The 25,715-nt window shown below is 55.1% G+C and carries 26 protein-coding genes and 1 pseudogene; 1 reads left to right on the forward strand and 26 read right to left on the reverse strand.

Going from position 1 to position 25,715, the window contains the following annotated elements:
- The 26 genes from A1355_RS20185 to A1355_RS24805 form a co-directional block, all read right to left on the reverse strand.
- Positions 1–540, reverse strand: a 540-nt coding sequence (locus A1355_RS20185) for a PepSY-associated TM helix domain-containing protein (RefSeq protein ID WP_197471859.1), incomplete at its 3' end; no start/stop codon positions are given.
- 175 nt (positions 541–715) lie between these two features.
- Positions 716–3,148, reverse strand: coding sequence for a TonB-dependent siderophore receptor (locus A1355_RS20190; protein WP_197471860.1), 2,433 nt, complete (start codon positions 3,146–3,148; stop codon positions 716–718).
- Between the two features lie 299 nt (positions 3,149–3,447).
- Complete coding sequence (locus tag A1355_RS20195; RefSeq protein ID WP_064031086.1) at positions 3,448–4,404, reverse strand: FecR family protein; 957 nt, start codon at positions 4,402–4,404, stop codon at positions 3,448–3,450.
- A gap of 68 nt (positions 4,405–4,472) precedes the next feature.
- The gene (locus A1355_RS20200) at positions 4,473–4,982 is read right to left on the reverse strand and encodes an RNA polymerase sigma factor (RefSeq protein WP_064031087.1); all 510 of its coding nucleotides are present in this window, start codon (positions 4,980–4,982) and stop codon (positions 4,473–4,475) included.
- 435 nt (positions 4,983–5,417) lie between these two features.
- Positions 5,418–9,311 (reverse strand): ATP-dependent RNA helicase HrpA, encoded by a 3,894-nt coding sequence (hrpA, locus tag A1355_RS20205; RefSeq protein WP_064031088.1) that lies wholly within the window; start codon positions 9,309–9,311, stop codon positions 5,418–5,420.
- A gap of 156 nt (positions 9,312–9,467) precedes the next feature.
- Positions 9,468–9,722, reverse strand: a complete 255-nt coding sequence (locus A1355_RS20210; RefSeq protein ID WP_064031089.1) for a DUF3368 domain-containing protein — start codon at positions 9,720–9,722, stop codon at positions 9,468–9,470.
- A 194-nt stretch (positions 9,723–9,916) separates the two neighbouring features.
- Positions 9,917–10,780, reverse strand: a complete 864-nt coding sequence (locus A1355_RS20215) for a formylglycine-generating enzyme family protein (RefSeq protein ID WP_064031090.1) — start codon at positions 10,778–10,780, stop codon at positions 9,917–9,919.
- Positions 10,781–10,925: 145 nt separating this feature from the next.
- Positions 10,926–11,105 carry a formylglycine-generating enzyme family protein gene (locus tag A1355_RS26660; RefSeq protein ID WP_157197969.1) on the reverse strand — a complete coding sequence of 60 codons (180 nt, stop codon included), beginning with the start codon at positions 11,103–11,105 and terminating at the stop codon, positions 10,926–10,928.
- Entirely contained in the window at positions 11,102–12,109 is a 1,008-nt protein-coding gene (locus tag A1355_RS20220; RefSeq protein ID WP_064031091.1) for a reverse transcriptase domain-containing protein, read from the reverse strand. Before A1355_RS20220 ends, A1355_RS26660 begins: the two co-directional genes overlap by 4 nt.
- Complete coding sequence (locus A1355_RS20225; RefSeq protein WP_064031092.1) at positions 12,084–12,563, reverse strand: HRDC domain-containing protein; 480 nt, start codon at positions 12,561–12,563, stop codon at positions 12,084–12,086. Before A1355_RS20225 ends, A1355_RS20220 begins: the two co-directional genes overlap by 26 nt.
- Entirely contained in the window at positions 12,560–15,643 is a 3,084-nt protein-coding gene (locus tag A1355_RS25840) for a formylglycine-generating enzyme family protein (RefSeq protein WP_064031093.1), read from the reverse strand. Before A1355_RS25840 ends, A1355_RS20225 begins: the two co-directional genes overlap by 4 nt.
- Positions 15,644–15,645: 2 nt before the next feature.
- Positions 15,646–16,692 carry an AAA family ATPase gene (locus A1355_RS20235; RefSeq protein WP_157197970.1) on the reverse strand — a complete coding sequence of 349 codons (1,047 nt, stop codon included), beginning with the start codon at positions 16,690–16,692 and terminating at the stop codon, positions 15,646–15,648.
- Positions 16,693–16,707: 15 nt separating this feature from the next.
- Positions 16,708–17,652, reverse strand: coding sequence for a hypothetical protein (locus tag A1355_RS20240; RefSeq protein WP_064031095.1), 945 nt, complete (start codon positions 17,650–17,652; stop codon positions 16,708–16,710).
- Positions 17,653–17,679: 27 nt separating this feature from the next.
- Positions 17,680–18,102: a toll/interleukin-1 receptor domain-containing protein gene (locus A1355_RS20245; RefSeq protein WP_064031096.1), complete on the reverse strand. Its 423-nt coding sequence runs from the start codon at positions 18,100–18,102 to the stop codon at positions 17,680–17,682.
- A complete protein-coding gene (locus A1355_RS20250) occupies positions 18,095–18,565 on the reverse strand; it encodes a hypothetical protein (RefSeq protein WP_064031097.1) in 471 nt (156 codons plus the stop codon). The genes A1355_RS20245 and A1355_RS20250 overlap by 8 nt, the downstream gene beginning before the upstream one ends.
- A gap of 245 nt (positions 18,566–18,810) precedes the next feature.
- Positions 18,811–19,173 carry an REP-associated tyrosine transposase gene (locus A1355_RS26665; protein WP_396642255.1) on the reverse strand — a complete coding sequence of 121 codons (363 nt, stop codon included), beginning with the start codon at positions 19,171–19,173 and terminating at the stop codon, positions 18,811–18,813.
- A 52-nt stretch (positions 19,174–19,225) separates the two neighbouring features.
- Positions 19,226–19,624 carry a GFA family protein gene (locus A1355_RS24800; protein WP_082885675.1) on the reverse strand — a complete coding sequence of 133 codons (399 nt, stop codon included), beginning with the start codon at positions 19,622–19,624 and terminating at the stop codon, positions 19,226–19,228.
- A 106-nt stretch (positions 19,625–19,730) separates the two neighbouring features.
- Positions 19,731–20,159: a hypothetical protein gene (locus A1355_RS20260; protein ID WP_064031098.1), complete on the reverse strand. Its 429-nt coding sequence runs from the start codon at positions 20,157–20,159 to the stop codon at positions 19,731–19,733.
- A gap of 102 nt (positions 20,160–20,261) precedes the next feature.
- Positions 20,262–20,552: a DUF1330 domain-containing protein gene (locus A1355_RS20265; RefSeq protein ID WP_064031099.1), complete on the reverse strand. Its 291-nt coding sequence runs from the start codon at positions 20,550–20,552 to the stop codon at positions 20,262–20,264.
- A gap of 98 nt (positions 20,553–20,650) precedes the next feature.
- Complete coding sequence (locus A1355_RS20270) at positions 20,651–21,196, reverse strand: DUF6817 domain-containing protein (RefSeq protein WP_064031100.1); 546 nt, start codon at positions 21,194–21,196, stop codon at positions 20,651–20,653.
- 123 nt (positions 21,197–21,319) lie between these two features.
- On the reverse strand, positions 21,320–21,817 hold the full coding sequence (locus A1355_RS20275; RefSeq protein ID WP_064031101.1) for an AAA family ATPase: 498 nt from the start codon (positions 21,815–21,817) through the stop codon (positions 21,320–21,322).
- Positions 21,818–21,905: 88 nt separating this feature from the next.
- The gene (locus A1355_RS20280; RefSeq protein WP_157197971.1) at positions 21,906–22,364 is read right to left on the reverse strand and encodes a hypothetical protein; all 459 of its coding nucleotides are present in this window, start codon (positions 22,362–22,364) and stop codon (positions 21,906–21,908) included.
- Positions 22,365–22,459: 95 nt separating this feature from the next.
- The gene (locus A1355_RS20285) at positions 22,460–22,873 is read right to left on the reverse strand and encodes a hypothetical protein (RefSeq protein WP_157197972.1); all 414 of its coding nucleotides are present in this window, start codon (positions 22,871–22,873) and stop codon (positions 22,460–22,462) included.
- A gap of 8 nt (positions 22,874–22,881) precedes the next feature.
- Positions 22,882–23,466: a hypothetical protein gene (locus tag A1355_RS20290; RefSeq protein ID WP_157197973.1), complete on the reverse strand. Its 585-nt coding sequence runs from the start codon at positions 23,464–23,466 to the stop codon at positions 22,882–22,884.
- Between the two features lie 99 nt (positions 23,467–23,565).
- Positions 23,566–23,967, reverse strand: coding sequence for a hypothetical protein (locus A1355_RS20295; protein WP_064031105.1), 402 nt, complete (start codon positions 23,965–23,967; stop codon positions 23,566–23,568).
- A 493-nt stretch (positions 23,968–24,460) separates the two neighbouring features.
- Complete coding sequence (locus A1355_RS24805; RefSeq protein WP_082885677.1) at positions 24,461–24,997, reverse strand: GNAT family N-acetyltransferase; 537 nt, start codon at positions 24,995–24,997, stop codon at positions 24,461–24,463.
- A gap of 129 nt (positions 24,998–25,126) precedes the next feature.
- On the opposite strand from A1355_RS24805, the pseudogene A1355_RS26510 reads away from it, so the two are divergent.
- Positions 25,127–25,440 (forward strand): annotated as a pseudogene (locus tag A1355_RS26510) (phage integrase N-terminal SAM-like domain-containing protein).
- Positions 25,441–25,715 lie beyond the last annotated feature (275 nt).

Raw genomic sequence — 25,715 nt, forward strand, 5'->3', positions numbered from 1 at the left:
CACGCCGGTATCCCCCAACAGCAAGGCATAATGCAGCTTGAAGAAAAACCCCATCAAGCTGTGTTTCAGCGGATTGCTGGCGTGATAAAACACCCGCCGTCCGGCCGGCTCCGCCGTGTAGGGGTCGATGGCGATATTCAACGATTGCGCGGATTCGGGCGATTGGCTGCCGCTCGGGTAATAAAAACCGAACACATAATTGCCGTTGGCCGCGGTAGGCGCGTCGGCCCAGGCCGACTCCCAAGCCGGCGGCGCGACGCGCTCGGCCGCCGCGAATATCGAGTCCAGGGACTGGTGATCGCCGCCGGCGCGCGCCGAAACGTACAATGCGGGATTCAGCGCCCGGTCGATTTCCTGCCAAAATACCAGGACCGAGCCGGTCAAGCCGATCAACGCCAAAAACAAACCCAGACTCAAACCCAGCCAAAGATGGACTTTCAGCCAGAGTTTGCGGCGGGCCTTGAGCCCTTCCAAACACGCGGTTCTTTTGGCGTTGGCATTGACTGGAGCGGCGGTAACGGCGGATGCGGGTGAGTTCATGATTTTATAGTCCTTTCGCGCGGCAAGCTTATACTGATAAGACGTTTTTAACTTGGGTTTTACCTACCGCCAAACCAATAAATCCCTGCTCCCGTTTGTTGTCGGCCGGCCGCCGCATACGAACAAACGACCGCCCTCCCCCTGTTAAAACGACCGTTATTAATCAAGCCAGGTCTCAGTACTCAACCTTCAGCGAGCCCAGTATCGTGGTCGGTTCGCCGGGCATCGCGTCAAAGCGCGGATTCCCGAATTCGTCGGCATAGGCATAGTAACGCTTGTCGAGAATGTTGTTGACGTTTACCTGCGCCGTCATCCTAGACTTGCCGAGCGTCCATTGGTAAGCCGCCATCGCGTCCCAGCGCACGTAGCCCGGCAATTGCCAGTTGTTGGCCGCGTTGGCTTGGCGCTTGCCGACCAGATAGGCGCCGGTGCCGACTTTAAAACCGTCCGTCACTTGGTAGCTGGTCCATAAATTGGCGGAATGTTCCGGGGAGTTCGGCAAGCGCTTGCCGACCAGTGGCGCATCACCGAATTGGCCATTGTCTTGCAAATACCGGGCGTCCGTGTAGGCATAGCTGCCGATGACTTTCCATCGGTCGGTCAATTCGCCGGAGAAATCGAATTCCAAACCGTGGCTGCGGGCCACGCCCACCGCGATTTGGTCAGACGGGTCGGGGGTGGAACTGTCGTCGGTAAGCGCATTGCGCTTGGTCAACTCATATGCGGCAAGCGATGCAGTCAGACGTCCGTCAAAAAGTTCGGTTTTGATTCCGCCTTCGAATTGTTCGGCAAGTTCCGCCGGCAAGGGCAAGCCGGCGGCTGATCGGCCATTGGACGCCCCCAAAGCCTCGGTCCAATTAGCAAACAAGGAAAGCCATTTAACCGGTTGATAAACCAAGCCCAGGCGCGGGCTGAATTTTTCCGCCGCTACTGCTGTGGCCTCCGGCATCGCCGAGTTAGAGAATCCCGCGATTGCGGTAGACCAATCGTGCCGTCCATTAAACAAAAAATGCAGATTTTTGGTTAGATCGACCTGATCCTGAAAATATAACCCGAACCATTCTTGATTTTCGATAACGAAATTGTTTTTAGCCAAGTCGTTTGGAAGCTTGACGTTGCCGTATACCGGATTAAAGATATCGATTGCGGGAATAAAAGCCGCGCCAGGCAGAAAGGTCACCCCCCGACTTTCCTCAAAGCGATAGTAATCGAAACCAAGCAGCACGTTGTGGCCAATGCCGAAGGTATCGAACTTACCGTTGAGATTTAAATCTTGGGTATAGGTGGCCCGTTCGGTCAAACCGTAAAACAGACCGCGATTGACAGTCCGGTTATCGGCTTCCATGGAAATCGGCACGATGTTACGGTTAAAGGTATCGAGCATGTTCACCGCGAAGCGCTGTTGAATCTTCCAGTCGTCATTAAAATGGTAGGTCCAACTTAAGTGACCCAGATGGCTTTCGGCTTGCTGCGAAGAGAAACTCGGTTCGCCAAGAAAACGGCTGATCGGCACGTTGGCCGGCCGGTTGCCTACCGCCGCGATTCCCCTATCCCCGATAATATTGTCCTTTTTGTATTCATAACCCAGGTTGATTTCAAACGCGTCGTTCGGCTTCCAAGTCAGTTGCGGCGCCACGAACACCCGATCCCTGCCGACGAAATCCCGAAAGGAATTGGCATCCATGTAGGAAAAATTCATTCGGTAAGCCAGCGTTTTATCGTCGTTAAGCGCACCGGTGGCATCCAGCGTGGTGCGGTACAAATCGTAAGAACCGAATTGCTGGCCGATCGAATAATACGGCGTGAACAACGGCTTTTTGGTGACCATGTTGACCAGACCGCCCGGCGCGCTGCGGCCGAACAAAGTTGACGGCGGACCTTTGAAGATCTCGATTTGGTCCAGGTTAGCCGTTTCGAAGGATTGCAATGCCAGGCGCAGACCGTCGCGATAAACATTGAACGACGGCGTCGTAAAGCCGCGGATCATGAAGTTGTCGAACAGCACGCCCAACTGCCTGGGAGCCTGCACGCCGCTAACGTTCTTGGTGGCTTCGTCCAGCCGGATGGCTTGTTGATCGTCCAGCACCGCGCGCGGCACAACTTGAATCGATGTTGGCGTTTCCATCAGCGGCGTATCAGTTTTGGTCGCGGTCGACGCCGTGCGCCGATGATAGTCCGGATTATAGGGATCGCTACTCAAGTAAGCCGCCTGCCCGGTCACCGTCACGCTGGGCAAGGTTGGCGTGGTCGCCGAGGACCCCGGCTTTGACGGCTCCGCCGTGCTTTCCAGCGTGATCGTGCCGTTGGCGGTAGTTTTGGCGCTGATCCCGGTGCCGGTTAACAATTTTTCCAGGGCTTGTCGCGGGGACCATTTTCCGGAAACGCCGGGCGAATGCAGGCCGCTGGTCAAACCGGCCGGGTAGCTGAGCTGGACGTTCCCGACGTCGGCGTAGGCGTTCAGCGCGCTGCTCAGCGCTTGCGGAGGTATGTCGTAGTCCAGCGTCTGCTCGGCGGCGATGGCGACCGGCGAGGTCAGCGCCGCCGCGATGGCCAGCGCCATCGAGGTGCCGAAATTCGCGGTAATAGGACGAAAAGTCGGAATTGCCATGCGTGTCTCCTGATGTAGTCGAAAGATCCTCGAAAACCTCGAGGTTGACTGGAAGACGGGCGGCGACGAGTTTCCCTCAGGTCGCGCAAACATATTCTCGGTGATTTCTATTTACGCCGGAGCGGCGCGCGGCGTATTTGCGGCAAGTAACGGCCCGGCCAAATTCCGCGCCATCGATCACGGCCGAAGCCGCGCCTTCCAGACGGCGGCTTCCCAGGCCGCCGAGGTAGGCGCTAACGCGGCGACCGAGAGCATTCCCGCGCGATGAAGCGCCATAAGCCAGTGCCTACCTCGCCAATTCAACCGATAACGACCAGCCAGGGCGTCAGTTTGTATAGCCGTATCGGCAGCGTTTGCCGCAGGGCTTCGAGGGCCTGATCGGTATCGGCGATATTGAAACGGCCGCTGACTTTTAGCTCGCGAGTGGCGGCGTCCTTGATTAAAATGCGGCCGCGACGATAGCGACTCAGCTCGGCGACGACTTGGGCTAACGAGGCATTGTCGAACACCGCACTACCTTTCAACCAAGCGCCGATCGCAGCGGGCGCCAGTTTGCGGCGGCCACCGTCTTGGTCGGCGCCGACCGCGATGCTGTCGTTGGCTTTCAATACCGCCGCGACTTGCCGACCTTGCCCCACTTCGACGCTGCCGCCGAGCACCGAGACTTCGTCGTGGCCAACGCCATCGCGGACAATGAAACGGGTACCCAACACCCGGGTCCGGCAATGCTTGCTGTCGACCACGAAGGGCTGTTCCGGATTGTGGCTGACCTCAAAATAGGCTTCGCCGTACGCCAAATGAACCAGGCGTTCGCTGGCCCGATAGTCCACCGACAGCGCGGTGTCGGAATTCAACGTGATCCGGCTGCCGTCCGCCAGTTCCACGTTGCGGACTTCGCCCACGGCGCTGCAGAAATCGGCGCGCAGGCAACTCAAACCGGGACGCAGAACCACCGCCGCCAACGCCAAACTGGCCGCCACCGCCAACAGCGGCATGCGATAGCGAACCCGCCGCCTCGCGGGCAACGCCGAGGCACTTATCGAAAAGTCGGCCAAGGCGCCGGCCAAATCGTCGTCTTGCCAAAATCGGGCAATATCGTCGTAGGCGGCGCGATGGGCGGAATCGGCGGCGTACCACTCGGCGAACGCATCCCGCTCGGTCGACGATGCCGAATCACCCCGCAAGCGCGCGAACCAATGCATGGCCTGGTCGGCAACGGCTTGAGCCTTGGCGTTATCGGGTACTGAATCGGTCATGGGGCATTATAAAACGGCGGGCACGGCATGGGACTGCCGCTGATAAGACGTCCATCGGCGCCGAATCCTCAGTCGAAGTCGGGCCGGCCAAAATGCGGACCGAGTCGGTCCCGACAATGCTGCAAGCCTTTGATAATATGTTTTTCCACCGCGCTTTCGGAAATCGCCAATCGTTGCGCGATTTCCCGGTAGCTCAGCCCTCGTAACTTGTGCAGGATGAACACGTCGCGGCAACGCGGCGGCAGTTCGGCGATCGCCAAATGCAGCAAGGTTCGGCGCTGATCCGCGCCGACTTCTTGCTCCGGGCTGGGATGTTGCGCTTCGTCGGCGACATGGGTTTCGACGTGGCGTTCGACGATCTTAGAATGCCGCAGATAATCCAAGGCCAAGTTACCGGCGATACGGTACAGAAAGCCGCGCGGATGCTCGATAGGCGTGTCGATCGAAGTTTTGGCCAAAATGATGTAGCTGTCCTGCACCAAATCCTGAGCCGTGTCCGGGCATTTAACGATGCACGACAAATGGTTGATTAATTCCTTGCGGTAACTTTGATACAAGTTGCTGATGTCGACTGTCATGAACGCATGAGCCTGAACCTGGCGGAATCCGATTGGCGAACCGGACCTCCAGCCATATTCATGCCACAAATCGAGTCGTGCGATACTGCCGGGGCGGTTAAACCGGCGCACCTGCCGGGCACCGCCGGCCGCCGGCATCCGCGCGTGCCCGGCAACACCCTCTGATTGAACCCGGCGGCTGCCGGGCAAGCCGCGGCCAGCGCTCAGCGCAAGCCGGGCCGAGGGATTTGCCGGATTTCATATCCGTTATTTAACATAGTTTGTTAAACGATCGGTCGCGACCCGAGCCGAGCCGCATTCGCGCGCCGAAATCGAACACCGAAAAACCCGCCGCTTCGCCGCTGAAACCGCTCCTGGCTCGCGAATAACCTTCTTCGTGGCAAATCGAGATTCGCGAACATTAGCCTAAGCCGACAAAGCGCGATGCCTGCCGGCCTAAACGCCCTGATCCCACTGCTTTTCCAGACGCTGCACCGATACCGGAAATGCCGTCTTCAACTGTTGCGCGAACAACGACACCCGCAATTCTTCCAAGGCCCAGCGGAAGCTTTCCCGCTCGGGCGTCGGCGTCAAGGTCTTCATCTGTTTTTCGATATGCCGCCAGTAATGCTGCCACAACCTGTTCAGACCTTGTACGTCCGGCGAATCCGGCTTTTGTTTATCCAAGCGGCATTCGCTGGCTTTCAAATAACGCGCGATCGCCGCCAATTGCCCGGCCGGGGTATGCCGCAAAAAACCTTTGTAGAGTAATAACTCCAACTGCTGCTCGATGTCCTGTCGCACGCCCGGCGCAACGCCGGGTTGTTGCAAGCGCTTCCGCAGCGTTTGGTATTGGCCGAGGATGTCGCCGATTTGCTTGCCGACCTGGGTCATCGTTGTCATTAGCGTCGATTTTTTCGCCGCCAAAATGGCCTCGAACTGCTGCTGAGTGCGGATGGCCTGGCCTTCGACGAATACCGCCGCGAAGATCGCGTGCAACACATCGTCCTTGAAGTCGCCGCCGGCGCGGTCTTTGAGTAAGGGATGGGCCGGCAGCTGGTTGTAGGCCAGTTGCAAGGCCGGCGACACGCCGTGGTTTTTTAATAGGTATTGCGCATCTTTTTTACAAACCAACTGATACAGCTTGGTCAGGCCGTAGAAGTGAGCCAGCTCGGCCTTGTGCTGGGTTTCCAGTATTTTCACACCGACCGTCTGGCCTTCATCGACGATGGCCGGAAAGCCGATGAAGCTCTGGCCTTTTTGCATGAACTGCCAGGTTTCAGGCAAGTCGTCGAAGGCCCAGGCGATGCAGCCGGTGTGATTCATTTCTTCCTGCGCCAATTTGTCGAAACTGTCGCCGGCCTTGGTCGCGTGTTCGGCTTGCAGCTTGACCAGATTACGCCCATAACCGATAGCCCGACCGGCATCGTCGACGACGCGGAAGTTCATCTTCAAATGTTCCGGCAGTTGATCCGGCTGCCATTCGTTGAGTGGGATTGCTTCGCCGGTCAGCTTACGCAAACGATTGCTCAGCCATTCGTAGACCGAACCCTTGAAATCCGGCTCGATTTCCAGACAGGCCTTGGCGGTGTTCGGCACCGGCACGAAGTGCTTGCGTAAATGTTTGGGCAGCGACTTGATCAGCGCCGTGACTTTTTCCTCCAGCATGCCGGGCACCAGCCAGTCGAACGGCATCTGCCGAATCTGATTGAGCTGGTGCACCGGAATGATGGCCGTGACGCCATCCTCGTCATGGCCCGGCTCGAAGCGGTAATGCAATTCGATAGTCAAATCCCCGACCTTCTTGCTGTCCGGAAAATCCCAGTCGTTGATCTGGTTGTCGTCGTTCCTGGTCAGGTCTTCCTTGGTCAGAAACAGAATCTTCGGGTTGTCGCGCTCGACCTTTTTGCGCCATTGATCCAGCGCGATGCCGCTGACCACTTCGGCCGGCAGTTTTTTATCGTAAAACTGGTACAGCCATTCCTCATCCTCGATCAAATCTACGCGGCGGCCCTTGTGCTGAATGTAACCGACCTCCTCCAGCAGTTTTTCGTTGGCTTTAAAAAACGGCGCGTTGGAGTGGTAATCCTGATTAACCAGCGCATGACGGATGAACATCTCCCGCGCCGCTTTCGGATCGACGTTTTCGTACGGCACTTTCCGCTTGGCGGTCAGGGTCAAGCCGTACAACAAGGTGCGTTCGAACACGCCGCAACGGCCGGCGTTCTTCTCCCAATGCGGATCGTAATAATTGCGCTTGACCAAATGCTGGGCACAGGCTTCTATCCATTCCGGCTCGATCTTGGCGACGGTGCGGGCGTAAACCTTGCTGGTCTCGACCTGCTCGGCGGCCATGATCCACTTCGGCCGTGCCTTGTGTTGGCCGGAACCGGGGAAGATGAAAAACTTCAGGCCGCGCGCGCCCAGGTATTCGTATTGCTCGTGGCGGAAACCGATGTTCGACAGCAAGCCCGGCAGCAGCGCCATGTGAATTTGCTCGTAATTGGCCGGATTGCCGGCGGTCTTTAAGCCCAAATCGCCGCGCGCCACCTGCATGATCTGGGTATGGATGTCGTGCCACTCGCGCATGCGGATGTAGGACAAAAAGTTGTCCTGGCAGTATTTACGCAACTTGCTATTGGTCAGGTGTTTCTTCTGTTCCTCGAAGGCATTCCACAGATTCAGCAGGGTCAGGAAGTCCGAATCTTCGGCCTTGAACTGGGCGTGTTTGGCCTCGGCTTGCGGCAGTTTGTCGGCCGGCTTGTCGCGCGGGTCCTGAATGCTTAGGGCCGAAACGATGATCGCGACCTCATGCAGCGAACCCAATTGCGCCGCCGCCAGCAGCATGCGCGCCAGCTTCGGGTCGGTCGGAATCTTCGCCAACTGGCGGCCGGTGTCGGTCAAGTTGCCTTGCTTATCCAAGGCATCGACTTCGAACAACGAAGTCTTGCCGTCGCGCACCATTTTTTCGTCGGGTGGTTCGACGAACGGGAATTCTTCGATGTCGCCGAGCTTGAGTGCCGCCATCTGCAAAATCACCGACGACAGATTGGTGCGCAAAATCTCCGGATCGGTGAATTCCGGCCGAGCCAGGTAATCTTCCTTGGAATACAAGCGTATGCAAATCCCTTCCGCCACCCGGCCGCAGCGCCCGGCCCTTTGGTTGGCGCTGGCTTGGGAGATACGCTCGATAGGCAGACGCTGAATCTTGCTTTTGGCGCTGTAGCGGCTAATTCGGGCGTGACCGGAATCGATCACGCAACGAATGCCCGGTACGGTCAGCGAAGTCTCGGCAACGTTGGTCGCCAGCACGATGCGCGGCTTGTTGCCGGAGGGCTTGAACACCCGCTCCTGCTCGGCGACGCTGAGTTTGGAGTACAGCGGCAACACCTCGTAGCGGCCGTTGTTATGCGATTTGCGCAGGGATTCGGTGGTCTCGCGGATTTCGTGCTCGCCGCTGAGGAAGATCAGAATGTCGCCGCGCAAATCCCGGTACAACTCGTCCACCGCATCCAGTATCGCTTGCTGCAAATCGGCGGAAGTTTCGTCGTCTTCCTCGATCAACTCGATAGGCCGGTAACGCACATCCACCGGATAGGTGCGACCGGAAACGTTAACGATAGGCGCGCCGTTAAAATGCTTGGCGAAGCGCTCCGGGTCGATAGTCGCCGAGGTAATCACCACTTTCAAATCCGGCCGTTTCGGCAACAGCCAACGCAGATAACCCAGCAGAAAGTCGATGTTCAGGCTGCGCTCGTGGGCCTCATCGATGATCAGCGTGTCGTATTGGTTCAGATAGCGGTCGTTCTGGGTTTCCGCCAGCAAAATGCCGTCGGTCATCAGTTTGACCAATGAATTCGGCGCGGTCTGGTCGTGAAACCTCACCTTGTAACCGACGGTGTTGCCGATGGCCTGGCCCAGTTCCTCGGCGATGCGGTCGGCCACGGTGCGCGCCGCGATCCTTCTGGGCTGGGTATGGCCGATCATGCCGCCGATACCGCGACCGATGTCCAGGCATATCTTCGGCAACTGGGTGGTCTTACCGGAACCGGTCTCGCCGCAGACGATGGTGACCTGGTGGTTTTTAATCAGCTCGGCAATCTCGTCCTTCTTACCGCTGACCGGCAAATCCGGATAGTTAATCACCGGCACCGAGGCCCGGCGCTGGTTGCAGCGACTCACCGAACGCTCGATTTTCTCCGCCAATTGCTGAACTTGCCCAGTTACATCCTTGCCCTTCCCCGCCTCGCCGCGCAATCTATCCAATTGCCGCTTCAAACCGTGGCGGTCGGCACTCATGCAGTCGTGGAGATTTTTGGCGAGATGTTTCAGGGTGTCGTGAACGGACATGGTGCGGTGAATATCGTAGAAAAGGCGGGGATTATAAAGGGTGAGAGCTGGTTTTACATTGACGCCTCTCGTCGAAGCAATTTAGTGATACCGCAGAGATGGCGGCCGCTAAAGGCTTGGCATGGACTCAATACCACTGACCGGGATGAGTTCGGTTCATCTTCTTGAATAGCCGATCAAGGCATTCCATTTTTTAGCTGGGTCACAACGCTGGGTGAAAGCTCGATAACCGGCGCCATTGAGTTGTGCAATCACCGTCTCGGCATCCACGACCAACCCTTTGCGTTGCGCGGCAAACAATAAGGCTGCGGTACCAACAATCTCTAACTGACCGGGGCGACGGTTTTTGCGGGGGTTTTCATCGCGGCATGGTAGTTTGAAGTTGACGCTGCACTCGGTGTAATCCGCCAATCAAACAAGCGAATTGGCGGAAACAAAAATCCTTACCTCTGAATGAACCTGACGTACTTTGTAGACGATGCACAACCGAACAACGCCTCTTTTACAACCTATTTTACGCCGATGGCGACCGAGCAGCATTAACCGGCCGCCCGTCCCGCCCGCGGCTGCTCCGCGACGCCGCTGTCCGGCCGGGCTGGCCTGGCTTATTTCGGCTCCGCCGCCGGCCCGAGCTCAGTATGACCTAGGGCAAGCCGGAAACCGATGAGGTGGTCGCGATCGTCCGGCGCGTAGCGGAAACGGAAGGCGGAACGCACGCCCCCGCCGAAGTCGTTCCACGAGCCGCCGCGCAGCACACGGCCGCCGCCTGTCGTTCCGTCACCCTGCGTCAGCGGATCGACTACCGCTGCCGTGCCAAGGTCCACTTGCCAGACATCCCGACACCATTCCCAGAGATTGCCGTGCATTTCGTACAAACCCCAAGAGTTAGCCGGCAAGGATTTGACCGCAACGGTTTTCCACCGATAAACGCCCTTTTCCGCGCCGGCATAGGGATAATTGCCGTCGTAATTGACTTGTTCCGGGCTAATGTTGTTGCCGAAGGAAAACGGCGTGGCGGTGCCGGCCCGGCAGGCGTATTCCCATTGCGCTTCGCTAGGCAATTGCGCGCTCAGGCCGGCAACATCCGCGTTCAAGGCTTCGATAAAGCGCCGAGCATCGTCCCAACTGACTCGTTCGACCGGATGTTCCGGGCTGTCCTGAAACCCGCTGGGATTCTCGCCGCCCAGCACCGCCAGCCAGAAAGCCTGGGTGACTGTGGTGTCCGCCAGCCAGAAACCTTGGGTCAAGGTTACCTGGTGTTGTGTTTCAGTCCCCTCTCCGCCACCCGACCATTCCCGCTCCTCCTCATCCGCCGGCGAACCCATCATAAAATTGCCCGGTTCTATCCAGCGAAACACCTGCCGTACGCCGCCATAATTCAAGGTCTGCCACAAGCCGTAAGCATCCTCGCCCCATTCGCAGGCCCAGGGGCAGGGAAACAGGGGTGGAGATAGCTGGTTACGATACATATTTAACGGTAGGGGGCGAATTCAGGTTTAGAAAAGATCGGTCGTCCGGCAAGCGTTCAAGAAGCATCCGCGTTCCTTACTAGCATACCGGCGACCTGGCTTTTTGCTTGCGGTTGCCCGCAAGACCGGATGACGATCTGGTCATTTACGCTTCATCCAAAGCACACTGAGCTAGGGCAAGCCGGAAACCGATGTTGTGGTTGCGATTGTCCGGCGCGTTGTGGTTACGGATGGCGGAACGCACGTTCCTGCCGTTGTTGTTCCACGAGCCGCCGCGCAGCACACGGTCGCCGCCTGTTAACGATCCGTCACCCGTTCTTATCATACCGTCAGTGGCGGATAGCGGCGTAAGTTTTGCCGTAGCCAGCTTCGGCAATCGGTACCGACGGTAATCGATTTTACGGCAGCATAGGCTTGTTGTAATTGGACGGCGCTGATGATGTCTGCCCGATACAACTGCTCCCAATACCGCCGCCGGCTATGATAACGCCGCTTGCGGCGGCGGCTCAAACGCACCGAACCCGGCAGAATCCGAAAACCGCAGTAACTGATGCCTTGCGCGCTACGCTGGATCTGCACATTAGTTTTTACTTGCAGGCCACGCTCCCGCCAGAGCCAAGCTTTCACCGTCAACAAGGTCTCTTGCGCAGCCTGGCGGCTATCGCACCACCACACGATATCGTCCATATACCGCAGCGCCGCGCGGACCGCAGTTAAGCTGGTCAGCAAGCGATCCAGACCATCCAGATAGTAGTTGGCAAAATATTGCGAAGTTAGCGAACCTATCGGCAAGCCCAGACCTGGGGCCGCTTGATAGCAGCCGACAATGCGTTGCCATTGCGCCAAACAGTCCGCGCCTTTAAAGCGCCTGCCTAACAATTGTAGTAAACGGCCATGATCGATTGCGGCGAAATAACCGTCGATATCGATTTGGCAATAATAGCTATAGCGGCGCAGATGCCGCTGGACCTGGTTGACGGCTTTATGTACGCCCATACCGGATCGACAGGCATAACTGATCGGTGACATGGCTTGTTCCAACACACCGCCCGCTAATTTCATCACCGCGTGATGAAAAACCCGGTCGGCGAAACAGGCGGCATGAATCAAACGCGGTTTGGGGTCGAAAATTTTAAAAGTGCGAAACTCGCCGTACGGCAATCGAGCGGCCACAATATCATTGGCCAACTGCCGCAGATTGACATCGAAATCCGCACTAAACGCCTGTACATCAGCGCGATAACGTTTGCCTCTGGCCGCTTTATGGAACGCCGTCGCCAGATTATCCCAGCCGGCGATGGCATCAAGGTCGATCCGAGTCCGGCGCACAATTGGCGGGTGGCAACAGCAGGCAGGCGAGAAAAGCGTCGGCATATTTATCGACCCGACCCTGGCCGACGCCGGGTAAGCTCAAAATCCCGGACTTGCTGCGAATACGCTGTTGCACCATCGCGGCGAGTTGTTCGTTGGTAAAGATGTTATAAGGTGGCGTGCCTTCCTGATCCGCCAGGGTTTTGCGCAGATCGCGCAGTCGGGCGTAAATCGCAAAATCGGCTTCGTCGAGCACTTCCCGGTAGTCGATTTTAGCGGGCTTGGGTTTGCCAATATCGCTTAGCGCGGCTTTCTCCAAATAAGCGATGCAAAATGCCCAACAACTGTCTGCACCTGCAGCCACAAACTGTTTGTCGATGCTGGCGACCTTGTGTTGCGCACAAAAGGCATTCAATTCGGCTTCTGCCTGAGCCGAATCGGCTACCGGGATGCGGAAGAATTGGTATTTCATTTTTTCTTGCGCCCCTTGCCGAATAGTTTCCCCAGCAAGGCCGCGCCCCGTCCGGCCGGCGGCTGCTCCGCGACGCCGCTGTCCGGCCAGGGCGCGTCCCTGGCCGTCACCGGTTTTACGGCTCCGCCGCCCGGTCCTGGCTTGAGCTCAGTATGACCTAGGGCAAGCCGGAAACCGAAGTAGTGGTCGCGATTGCCCGGCGCGCGGTGGGCACGGAGGGCGGAACGCACGCTCCTGCCGTAGTAGTACCACGAGCCGCCGCGCAGCACACGGCGGGCGTCAGGCTCTCCCGACGTGTACGGATCGACCACGGCGCTTTCGCCCAAATTATCTTGCCAGGCATCAGCACACCATTCCCAGACGTTACCGTGCATCTCATACAACCCCCAGGCATTGGCCGGCAAGCTCTTCACCGCTACCGTCTTTCCTCGATTCAGGCCCTTTTCGCCGCCGGCATAGGGATAGTCACCATCATAATTTACCTGTTCCGGCGTGATGTTGGCGCCGAATGAAAACGGCGTGGCCGTACCGGCACGGCAGGCGTATTCCCATTGCGCTTCGCTGGGCAATTGCGCCTGCAAGCCGGGCACCGATTCATTCAGACGGGCGATGAAGGTTTGTGCATCCTCCCAACTCACCTGTTCTACCGGATTATTTGGGTTATCCTTGAAATAACTGGGATTTTCGCTGTGCATCACCGCCAGCCACAAGGCTTGCGTAACCGCTGTGTCGGCCAGCCAGAAACCCTGGGTCAAGGTCACCGGGTGTTGAGTTTCATAGTCAGTCCGCTCCGCCTCGTCCGGCGGCGAACCCATCATGAAACTGCCGGGCTCTATCCAGCGGAAGCGCTGGGTGACGTGGTTGACGGTGAGGTCGGCGTAGAGGCCGTATTGGTCTTCGCCGAAGGGTTCGGGTAATAGCCAACCATAGTTTTCCGACTTTTTGCCCCATTTGCCGGTAAGCTTGCTACCGGCCCAATCCAACTCGACAAACAAACCGATGTGTTCATGATCGGCGTCTCCGGACCAGATTCGACTAGCCCAGCTTGGTTTGCGGATCACGTCGAATTCGAATCGTTTCCCGCGCGTTTCTACGGCAACGGTTTCACCTTCCGTTAAGGAAAATTCCATCCCGGAAAACGCCGTGAACACCCGCTCAACACCGCCATAGTTACGGAGGATTTTAATCGGGAATCGGCGATTCGCTTCGAAGCTTACTAGCGGCTGGTTTTTCTCGGCGACCACTTCTGCAAAGTTGCGTTCCGAAATTTTGCATTCCAATAGGCCATCGGCATTGACTTGGCGCAACTGGAAAACAATATCAGTATTGGCGTCCATTGGTTTAGTCTCAATAAACCAACGTAGCCGCTCCGGCTCGAAGCCGGGTTCCAGTTCTTCGGGCCATTCCCCTGCCCTGATTTTGTCGGCATGCACCGCCGCGTAAATGGGATATAACAATTCGCTCAGATCGCTCCACCAAAGCGATTTCGGGCGGGAATCCAGTATGGTTTGACATTGCTGCCGCAATAGCGCTTGTTGCCTTGGATCGGCCTTTTCGTCCAGCACCGTTTTACACAGCCGCGCGAAGTAATCGCGCATCACGGGGTCGTCGGTTTGTTCCAAGCCGCAACGGTTCAGGCTTTCCAGATGTTTCAGGCCGGCGTAGGCGTTGTGGTGATGTTTGGAAACGCATTCCCAAAATGTCTTGGCATCGTCCTCACGGTCCAAGCGCTGTCGGTAAATCGCCCGGTAGCGTTCGGTGAGCGCTTCCCGAACACGTATACCGATACCGATGTGGCGCAGGTGCGGGTGGTTCCAGATGATGCCTTCCAGACTACTGTCGCCCCAATTCATATTTTGACGCAACAAACGCAGCAAGCCGACATCGATTAGCGGCAACGCCGACAGCCAGGCCAGAATCGTATCGATATCGGGCGCTGTAATTAACCCTGCCTGACTCGGCTTTAGTGTACCGTTCGGGTTGAGCCCTTCGGCTACGCTCGGGACAGGCTTTTCGAAGTCGGGGCTGGTCGGCCCTTCGACAGGCTCATTACCCTCAAGGGCATAAAGGCGAAGGGGTTTTAAGTGCGTGGCTGACAAATCTCTGTTACTGGCCCATGCGTGCAGATTAAAACCATTGCGGCGCGGGTGGCTGTTGAGGTTGCGATCGTTATACGGGCTGGGCCGCAGCCAATCCCATAACTCGGCATCGGCGCAGGCCGCCGGGCTCAACGTAAGCAGCGGCGCCGGATGACTCCGCAACCCAGCCAGTTGCCGCTGCCAACGCACCGCGCGGCGGCTGTCGAGCTGGCCCAGATCGCTGAAAATCAGCACGGCGGTATCCACCGCCGGCGGCTGCCAGACAAACCAGGCTTCGTCGGCTTTGCCCGGCCAGCGCATCGCGTAGCTGGGATGCTCGCCCAGACGGCGATCGTCGAAGCGAATGGCCGCCATGGCTTCGTCGCCGAGCAAGACTTGTAACTGCTTGACCCAATATTCAAAATCCGCCCAATAGGGTTCCAGGGCCTGATCGGCGTCGATAATCATCAACAGGCGCCGCGGCCAGCGGGCTTGTTTGGCCTTGGGCAGTTTTTGCAGCGTTTGGCCGCGCGCGATGCGGCGCAGCAGCCGGCGGACATCCAGTGTGTGCGCGGATCTGGCTTGATTCAAGGCATTGAACAACAGCGGCAGCAAACGCCTGACCGGCAACAAGGGTTTCGGCGGACCAAAGGCAAAAGTCCCCGGCGGGGAATCTTCGGGGCGCAGGCCCATAGTCGGGTCGGACAAAAACGCCGGCTTTTGCCAATCCTCGCGCCGGGTCTCCAGGGTTTCGATGCGTAGGATTCTGGGAAACAGGGCCGGCGGGCGCTTGGGTTTGTCTTCGACCTCCGTTTGCCCGCCCCGGCCCAAGTCCCCGTCGCGGAATGCCGTCTCTCCGGCGTCACTGTCTTCGGGCTTCTCGATCGCGATCACTTGCCGCCGGTAGCCCCAATGCGCGGCGACATTTTCCAGCACGACACCGCCTTGGTTTGCCGCTTGGATCAGGGCCAATCGAGTCCAGGCGCCGTCGCGATCAGCCATGATCAAGCCGAAGGGAATCTTTGGGGAAGCCCCGGACTGAACGCAGGATCATGCAAATCCTTTTTCAAGGCGTATTGGCTGATCTTTTCCAAGCGTTGAGTTTGCTCTGCGTGGCTCAAAGAACTCAGCGCTTGAAGCAAATCGATGTATTCGGCTAAACCCGGCGGATATTGGGTATGCGGGTTGTCGTCGCGGTCCCGCCACAGCAATTCAGCAGCTTGCTTATAAACCGGCTGGGCAATGGTTTTACCGAAATGTAGACGGCCCCGCTCCATCAACCAATGCAGGCGTTTGGGCAATGTTTGTTCGTCGCCAACATCAATCGTTTCCGGCGATTCTTCCATTTTTAAGTTGTGCACAAAACAGCGACGGACGAAGGCTTTAGGCAGTTCGCGCTCTTCGTTGGTGGTGATAATCACCAGTACTTTTTTAGGCTGGGCTTGGACCGGATTGACCGCTTGTTCATGAGCATCGACATAAGGTACGGTGAAACGGTATTCGCCCAACGTTTCCAACAGTCCATTAGGCAAGTCCGGCTCGGCTTTGTCGATTTCGTCGAGCAGCAGCACCACGCCGCCAGTATCTTGATGCCAGCCTTCTGGACAATAGGGTTTAGGCGCGGTGCGGGTATGGCAGCGCTGGTATTGCGCTTCCGCCGTTGGCCAATGGTAGGCCCACCAAAACGCACCCGGCGACAGAAAGTTTGGCGGATCGAGCTTGTTCAGATCGGGGTCCTTGGCAACCGCCAAACTTTGCGCCTCGCCCAGCCGGCCGATGGCGTCGAAATGCCAGTGCAAATCGCTGAGTTCGGTCGAACCTCTGACCGTTTCCGCAACAAAAGCCCAACCCAGTTGTTCGGCAATCGCCCGCGCCATCTGACTTTTGCCGGTACCCGGCTTGCCGCGTACCAGCAACGGCCGACCGGCCGCATAAGCCGACCATAAGGCATAGCAATCGGCGTCTTCGAAGATATGGTGGAGCTTGCGCACTGGATTGGAAATTTTCAGATTTTCGGGTTTGAAGCGGTTAAATGGTAGTAATTCGGACATGGCCGGTTCCAAGAATTAATTTAGTAACGACAACAGAATGGCGACTTGATCGAGCAAATCGGTTTGGTTTTCCCGAGAAGCCTTGCCTTTAGCATGGCCGATCGCCCTTTCGCAGCAAACAAATTGGACTTTGCCCTTCAATCTATCCGTCATCTGCTGGAAACAATCGACATAGGCCTTCATAAGGTCCTGGGAAACAAAATAAAACACCGGTTTACTCCGGCGGTTTAAATATTCATTATTCACCCTGGAAACAATAGCCTCTTTAAGTTCAGCCAGTGTATAAGTGGACGGTAAAGATCCGATTAATTTTTTGTAAAGCGCTATAAGTAATTGTTCTTGATAGGCATCTGGGGCTGCATCGAATACCAGTAAATCGATTTCCCCTCCTGCCGAATGAACCTTGTTGTCCGTTAGCCGATATTGAGCCGCTACCGGCACCGCTCTGGAAATAATCACTTCGTAAAATTCCGGGTCGTCTAGTAACAATGTCCGAGCAAGACTAGCCTTCTGATTTTTCTCCATGCCGATGCGATTGTGGAACCACCAAACAGGATCGACACTATTTAAAAGTATCCAACTACAAATGGCTTCCGCATCAGCATGAACAAGCGCCCAAGCATTCTGGTTGTTTCCCAACATTAACTTTTGACGCCTAGTAACTCGAATTAAGGTTGCCAAAGCCTGCCTGACTTCATTAGCAACCATCTTCTGTGCAATCTCCCGCTCGGTTGCACTATCACTTAGCTCTAAGTCGTCGCGAAACAACTCCGCACGTAACTGTTTGAAATTAAGTATTCTAATTATTTTATCCGTAACAGTTTTTTGGAGCTTCAGGGTTTCCGTGTCGATCGCTTTCTGGATTAACTGTTTGATTTCCCCGACGTAATCTTTCAGTAAATCCGAACTGTTAACGTCGGTCAAATCGGTATGTTTGTCATCCAGGTAAGGAAAAATCAATTCTTTCCAAGCTGCATCGATTCTTTGTCACAGATCGCCTGTTGACTGGTCCTGCGCTTTCAAAAGACGCTTAAACTCATTCCGGATCGCATCGTTATTTTCAAAATATGTCTTGGCTGCTGTCCACTGATAGGTGGTCATAGCCGGGCTGATGCGTATCGGCAATATAAAACGCTGTTCAATCTCAGCCCATTCGTTAATGTTGACGAGCTCGTACAAGGTATACGCGGATTGGAAGTACTCCGGGCTCAAGAACAAAAACACAAATCGGGCCGAGGTCAAATCGTCCATGAATTCGATCAAACTGTCGCCTTCCTTAGTTTCATCCTCGTCGTACACCAGCTTGATACCCTGCATTTCACAGATTGCTTTCAGCTTATTTCGGGCGTCAATATCCCGCTGGAGCTTGCAGCGATACGACAAATAGGCGTGGATAGGGTAATCAGACATGCCAGCAACTGCCGACGGTCAATTTAAAACTCGTTAGCAACAAAGCCAGTAAACCCAAGTAAACCGGCCAGGTCGCCGGCGAAGTGCAAGCTTTCCAGAGTAGACCGCGACGGCTACCGGCGGGCAATAACTGGAACAAATCCTGCTGCTTGAAGGTGCCTTCGGCCACCTTGGCGGCGGCTTTCTGAAACCCCGCCCGGAAACGATTTTCCAGCATTAGATAATAAGCATCCAGCAAATAGCAGATCAACAGTGGAATTAATGTCAGTGGGATCAATTGCGCCTTACTCTCTTTGACCGCGAACGCCAAAATGACGGTCACCAAGGGTATGCACCATTGCTTACAGGCGGCGCTATTGCCGGCCATCCGGGTGATAATGGCCTGGTACATTTCCAGGGTCTTGATGACGGCGCTATCGTTGGGAGATAAGGCGACCGCTTCGTTGGATTGGAGTTCAGCCATGACAGCGTTCGGGTAAGGTTGGTTGGCCGATACTATGTCAGGAATTCACGCTGCTTGGCAATGTTATAGGGCCCGGCGCCGCGCATCGCGGCCCGTTTCGGGGTGGCCGCGAGCCTAAGCCGCGCTTCGGCTTTGCTTGGCGAACGGCATTTTTGATCGCATCCACCACCAGCCCCTGATAGTCCGCTTCGGTGACTCCTGGCAAAAATTCGCTCAGCACGGAGCGATTGGTAAAAATGCGGATTTTATCGTTCCCACGCTCCGGCGTGGGAATGCTGAGGCGGACACTCCTGCGTCCCGATACGCACCGCTGGAGCGGTGCTGTTACGTTCCCACGCGGGAGCGTGGGAACGATGACATGCCGATTTGATTTGGCGCCAGCGTAAGTTAAAGTCGTCGTCGCCTTTCGGTAATGTCCAAATGGTGTGAAGATGGTCCGGCAAAATCACGATGGCATCCATAGTAAACGGATGAAGCGCTTTTACCTGCCGAAACGCGTCTCGCAATACATCGATTCGTTCGGTCAACAGCGTTTTCCGCCTGTCCGCAATATTGACAGTAAAAAAGTAAATCCCGCCTTTGCGTTTGTGGCGATGATAGTTAGTCATATTCCGGCAATTGTCGATGGGTTTCGGCTACCGCCTCTACCCATCCTACTCGCTAAAACCAATAGTCGCCTATACATTTCCCATCCCGTGGCAAGTCATCGAATGAATCCAGTCCATCAAAGTGGTCAATAGGTAGCTTGGCAATAGGTTCTGGTTCGGTTAGACGCAAGTTGACGGCAATTCTGCGGCGACCTTCCTTGTCAATTGCTTGTGCTCGCCAGTACGCAACACAGCCACAGTTAGGGCAGAAATGGAATTCGATGGACTTTCCACGAGTGTAAATTTTAGTTTGACCTGAAACAGTTATGCCTTCGTTTTCGAAGTCATATGCCCACAATACGCCATAACGTCGGCAGACTGTGCAGTTGCAGGCAGTAGCCGACTCGGGTACTCCATCGAATATCCAATGTACCGCACCGCAGTGGCAAGAACCTTCAAGTTTTTTAGTCATAAGCTCTCCAATATTGCTTAATACAGAAGTGAGCGGCCAGCGCAGCCTTTTGCGCAGGCCCGCTCGACTGCCGGGGGCCACTTGCCGAAAACACACGAAAGCACTTTCACCGCAACCCGCCGTTTAGTCGCCAGTGCACCCATGTGCCTGCCCATATAGCAAAAGGCAATTCGACAAAACCCCACGCGACCGTAATTGCAGCAACGTATGTCGTAACGTAACCGGCGAGCAACATTCCCCACTGTACCCAGGCCCAGACCAGAAACCAAACGCAAAGGCCCGATACGACACCCGCACGACAGGGGTTAGGAAACGCAGACTTAAGAGTAGCCGCCAGCCAGACAGAAAAGATGCCAAGGAGAAGCAGCTTAAGTAGTCCCTGTACTGCGACGAGTGGGGTTGGTTGAGGAAGGGAAAAGCGCGAGAACAGATAGACCCATTCGTCAGCGAGAACGACCAAATTCAGGACTGCCTCACCGGCAACAATTATGAGTCCAGCGACAACACCGCCGACGAGTAGCGGAAACAGTTTCATGGAAAAGTCCGATCAGAGATAGTGGCCCAACGTAAAGCTAAGGGGCTGGCGCGATTGCGACCGTCCCGCTTGAGCGCCATGTTATACATTTTGCGGCATAGTTTAAGAACATCCCTCAGCTAGGATTAGCTTACTGGTTGTAGATTTATGTCGTATTGAGAATAACGGTTGAGCCTCAGTATCCCCTAAAAATTCCTTTGCGTTTTCTTTTGAGGGGAACTCAAGAATTACAACACGTTCCGGGCACCAGTCACCTTCCATTACCTCAGGCTCCACTCCTTGCACGATATATCTACCACCATGCTTTTTTATAAATAGAGGTATTTTTTCGATATATTCTCGAAAGCTCTCAAAATTGTTGATTGATAAATCCAATATCAGGTACGCATTCATTCTTTGGTTCTCTCTAAACTCAAGTCCTAATGTCTATTGATGTATAACGCCAAGCTAAGGGGCGCGTAGCTAAGGGGAGCGTCCCTTTGAGCGACGTATTATCCATTTGCTTCACCTAGTGTCTGTATGAAAAAATCGTAAGCTGGGTTGCTTAAATATGGTTTCATTCGCATAGAAAGAGACCGTAAGCCAGCCCCATATTGGTCAATAAATTGAGTGCTTCCGCCAGCAATCTCTAATTCATTGGCAGCTGTCAATTCGCAGAATTTCTTGAGCGCATCATTCGCTAGCACATATTCTTCGCAAGAAAATCTGTTTCGAAAAACTGGATTCTTAACCATCCCGAACTGGGGCCAGAAGAAGTCTCTATCGCAAGCACAATACATATAAATAACCTCTTCAGATTCCGAGCCGACCAACTTCTGTATTTGCAAGCGCTCATTTAGGGCAAGTAATTTCCCATCATAGCCATCAGTTCCATACACGGCATGATAGAGACCCGCCTTGCATAGAACTTCATTTGCTCCCCAACGATGTAACAAATCGTGGGTTCCTATCAGATGACTGAGTAGGGTTCCATTCAAATGCTCAAACTCCCCAGCGCCAAGGTCTCGCAATCTTTCAAAAATCACGTGATCGATCATTTGGCTTCCGATGCATAACGCCAAGTTCAGTGGTGACCGGAGCGGAGCCGGTTTTGCGCAATAAAATGTGCGTAGCACATTGCGCAAAATCGGCGGAGCGTGGGCATCCACTGCAACGCCTGGTTATGCGTCTTTCGCCACGACAGTTGTATTGAAACCTTCATTTAGCTGGGGCTCCTGAAAGTACTTTGTAACAAATTGGAATGTTTCCTCTGTGTCAAATGTGGCTCGGGATGGCTGTTCGGCGCGTCGCTGCGCGATTTGGGTGATGCATAGTGAGTCACTTGCCTTAAGGTAAATGAGTTCATGGGGACAACCAGCCTCGGAAATCAGGTCTCGGAACCATTGGCGCTGGTTCAGAGTATTTGCAGGAAAGTCCATGACTACATTAGTGCCTACTTTTAGAATGCCTGCCACGTGTGACTTTACCAACGGCTTCATTTGGCCAGAGTATTTTAAATAGTCTTCGAATGCTGAAATCTGGTTTGGATAAAGGGCCTCAAGCCATTCGTCCTCGGAAATGAGGACGGCATTACGTTCTGCGGAAATTTTCTTTGAGAAAGTGGATTTTCCAGCCCCCATTTTTCCGCAGAAAAATATCAAAGTCCCCTTCTTTGGCACATCAACTCCTTAACGTAGAGCTAACCGGCGCTGCGCGGCTTTATCGCGCTGCGTCCAGAGAGCGAAGCGAACGGGGTTGAGCGCCATGTTAGGGGTTGTTTTCATGCGCTTGCTGCCGAGCCAGTCGCCCTTTTCCTAGAATGAGCGGTGAATCACCCTCAGGCTCACCTTGTCTTATCTCTTCCAGCGTTTGCCAAAGCAAAAACGTACCGTCTTTAGTGGCCTTGCCCATGACAACGGCACCGTTGCGCCCGCTGGTGACAACAAGAACTGCTGTATTGCCAACCACCACACCTTTGACCGTACGTTCGCCGCCCTCGTTTAGCCGGCCACAGCCTGGCGTTGAAAATGTGTGGTCACCGGAGATCCTGTTTCCGTTTTGCACAAGTACGAATGTGGCTAACCCACACTCAACACGACTCTCTTGTTCTGTTTTTGAGCGCAGATCAATAGACCACGTGCCATTGAAGCTGGTCTCCGCGGCCGAAGCTGAAGAGGAAATGGCAACAATGACAAACATGCAGAGCGAGGCGAAAAATGCGCGCACCAATGACCCCTAACGTTTGACATAACCGGCGCTGCGCGGCTTCATCGCGCAGCGTCCGTGTTGATGGATGGGTTGGGCGTCGATGGAGTCGTATTTCATCTCATAGCCACCATCGCGCGATAGGCCGTTCGCTCATAAGCAACAGGACTGAATCCGGGATTTTCCTTTCGCATACGTTCCAATGCCGCTTCGTATGGCATGGCCCCCGGATATTTATGAGCAGATTCGCCAACATAAGCCGTACTGAGCAGCAACGCTTTCGACTTCTCTAGGCAAGTCTGGTACTCAGCCTGATCAAACTCTCCGAACACTTCTTCGGGTGTGATGTCCGGGAGTTTCGGTAGCGGCCCCCAGTGCTTTGTCTCGTAGTTGTAGTAATGGATACAGAACACTGCGTCGAGAAAACTGGCGGGGTTTTTTGACTCAGTGATAGCTCTATCTCGTACTTCGACGTCGTACTTTGAAATGCCCATTGTTTGTTCTCTCAGCGTGCCACTATTGACGCCCAACGTAGAGCTCAGGGGCGCGTAGCCGGCTTGCCGGCGGAGCGTCCCTCTGGAGCGCCTTGTTCGGCGCGAAGTTGTTGATCAACCGCCCGGACTTCTGAAATTAGCTCATGCCCTTTGTAAAAGAGTAGTGAGAGAGGGAGGCGATTGTTGCCAAGGTCATCTTCTTTGGCTTCGGCTGTCAGTACCCCATTGCCAGTGAGCAAATAGAAGCGCGTGTATGAAGGCTTGGGCAAGGGGTAGCTCTTGGTCGGCTGTACCTGCTTAGAAAATTGCTGTGAGGTTGCGAGAAAAGACTGAGCCGCACGATGAGGACCAGCATGTGGGCCAAGCCCGATGATGCCGCCGCCATTGCTGAAATAGAGACTGACCGTCCCGTCGGCTAATGCCACAAGGGAAGCAACAGCCTCCGGATAGCCAGTTTCCATTACGACGCCCCACACTTCGTTGGCATCTTTCAGCTCAACGCCAATGGTATCTGGCTTCGCGCTGAGCACCATGTTGCGCAGCCCAGAATATACGTCCGCCACCTTATAGCCGACAGCGCTGGCCCCCGGTGAAAGGAGCCCAGCAATGAAAGAGAAGAAACTGGCCATAAGGAATCTGCGCTTCATTGTGGTGACGCCGAACGTGCAGCTAAGGGGCGCGCCGAAGGCGCGTCCCAGCGACCAAAGGGAGCGAACTTGAGCGTAGGGTTAGAGCGGATTTGATTTAGAGACACGAACACAATCTCCTAAAAATGTGCCGTCGTCGTATTGCGACGAAAGAAAAACAGAGTTTTCTCCATTACGGATGACCAGTACTTGGTGGAGTTTGTCAGCGAACTCATGTGTGTTTGTCTGCCCTTCAAGCCCTTTCCAATAGGGGTGTTCGGTCATATCGACTTCACACAGCACATCAGGCGAAAAAGATGTTTTGTTCTTTCTTTGAATGCAGTATTGCTCTGGCTCGCTTCCCCAAGAGATGTACTCGCGTTTACCGTCGGTGACGGTGAGCATGATCTCTCCGTCAAGCTGATGCCAGGCCGTCGCTTCAGCTGCCCACGGACCTTCAGCCTCTCTCTCAAAAACTCGATAAGTCACTTTGCTGAGGCGCATACGCTCTAACGTAGAGCTAACCGGCGCTGCGCGGTTTTATCGCGCAGCGTCCAGCGACCGAAGGGGGCGAGGTTGAGCGCCATGTTATGCGCCATTTCCAAGGCGGACGATCATAGAAGATGCCCGCCACGGAGTGCGCGCTGGCGCAACTCGGCCACCCACTCATTATCAGTGTTCGCCAAGCAGTCTACGAGAGGCCAGCCAGGGGCTGTTTCGATGAGATGTACTAGCGAAGATGCGAGCCCAAAGCAACCATCATTGCCGAAAAGCGTGACTAAAGCTCGAGCCTCTTCGTCGCTGACAGGACGACTGATAGCACGATAGCATTGTTCAAACTGCTGTATGAGCTCAGGTGAAGCTCCGCGCTCTGATGGCAAAGTGCCGAGCTGTACGAGGTTCGCGATTTCAGGACGCATAACGTTTGAATTCACTGGCCTGCGCGGCTTTTTGCGCAGGTCCGGTGGAATGATGGGTTAGCCACCGCACAGGATTACTACGGAACAAGTGAAAAGACATGGGCGGACACCGGCTTGTCATGAATGTAGAGACGATTACGAGCTATGCACTCACGAATGGCGCCGGACTTCACTGCGACGCCTTCACTAGCAAGATTACCGACGGCGACTACGATTTCGACGCGATGCAACCCGAGTTGGTGAAACGCGTGAGCGGAAAGCGCTTGCACGCAGCGAGATGCGACCCCCTGACGTTGCCTTGACTTGCGTACCCAGTAACCGAGGTTACAAAACTTGTGCTGCTGCCTGATTTCATTGAGACCCGCTCCACCAAGAAAATCGCCAGAGTCTTGGCAAAAAATGCCGTATTCGAATGCGGTGCCAGCGTCTCGAGTAGTGCGGCAGGTAGCAAACCATTCGAGCGCGCGACGGGCGCTGTAGTCGCTAGTACACCATGGCATCCAGCGGCCTACCGTTTCAACAGATTCAAGCGCCGCGAAGGTAAATGCCTCAGCATCTGAGTCAGAAAATGGCCTAAGAACTAGGCCAGCGAAGGTAATTGCGGGCGATTCCATGAGGGTGGCTAACGTAATGTATACGACATCGCTTGTCCTATAATCCAGGGCATAATGTCGTATAATCCTTTTTTCATGATGGCAAGTTATTGTTTGTGAAAGAATTCGCTCGGGCAAACGGGACATGTTATGGAAACAAATACGACATCGGCACCGCCAAAAAAACGACTGGATCAGGTACGCGATAAAATTCGTTTCAAGCACTACAGTCTGAGTACCGAGGATACTTACGTCTACTGGATTAAGCAATTTATTTTGTTAACGCCGAGTGTCATCCGACGGAGATGGGCGCGGCCGAAGTCGAACGGTTCTTGACCTATCTGGCAACCGAGCGGCATGGCTCCAGCTCCACGCAAAATCAGGCTTTGTCGGCCATTCTGTTTTTGTATCGCGACGTGCTGGCGGTGCAATGGCCTTGGTTGGACGGTAATGGCCGAGCTTAGCCGATCGTCGGCGGCCTAATTCAATGGTCTATCGACCCATTTTAGTCGGCTACCGCCGCCCGATTTCAACAATCGCAGGCTCCGTAACAACGAATGGTGGTTAGCGCGCATCCCTTGCCTATAGTCTTGTTCGAATAACGCCGGTTGCCAGCCAGCGCTTGGCACTCGGATACCATCCAACGCCTGTTAGCGTTCTAGTAAACAATGTAGCGCGCGTTTCTGAATTTAGCCTACGCTTTTCATCTGCGCACTGCTCCATCGTCCGCCGTATCAGC

The sequence above is a fragment of the Methylomonas koyamae genome (assembly GCF_001644025.1).
Lineage (GTDB): Bacteria > Pseudomonadota > Gammaproteobacteria > Methylococcales > Methylomonadaceae > Methylomonas > Methylomonas koyamae_A.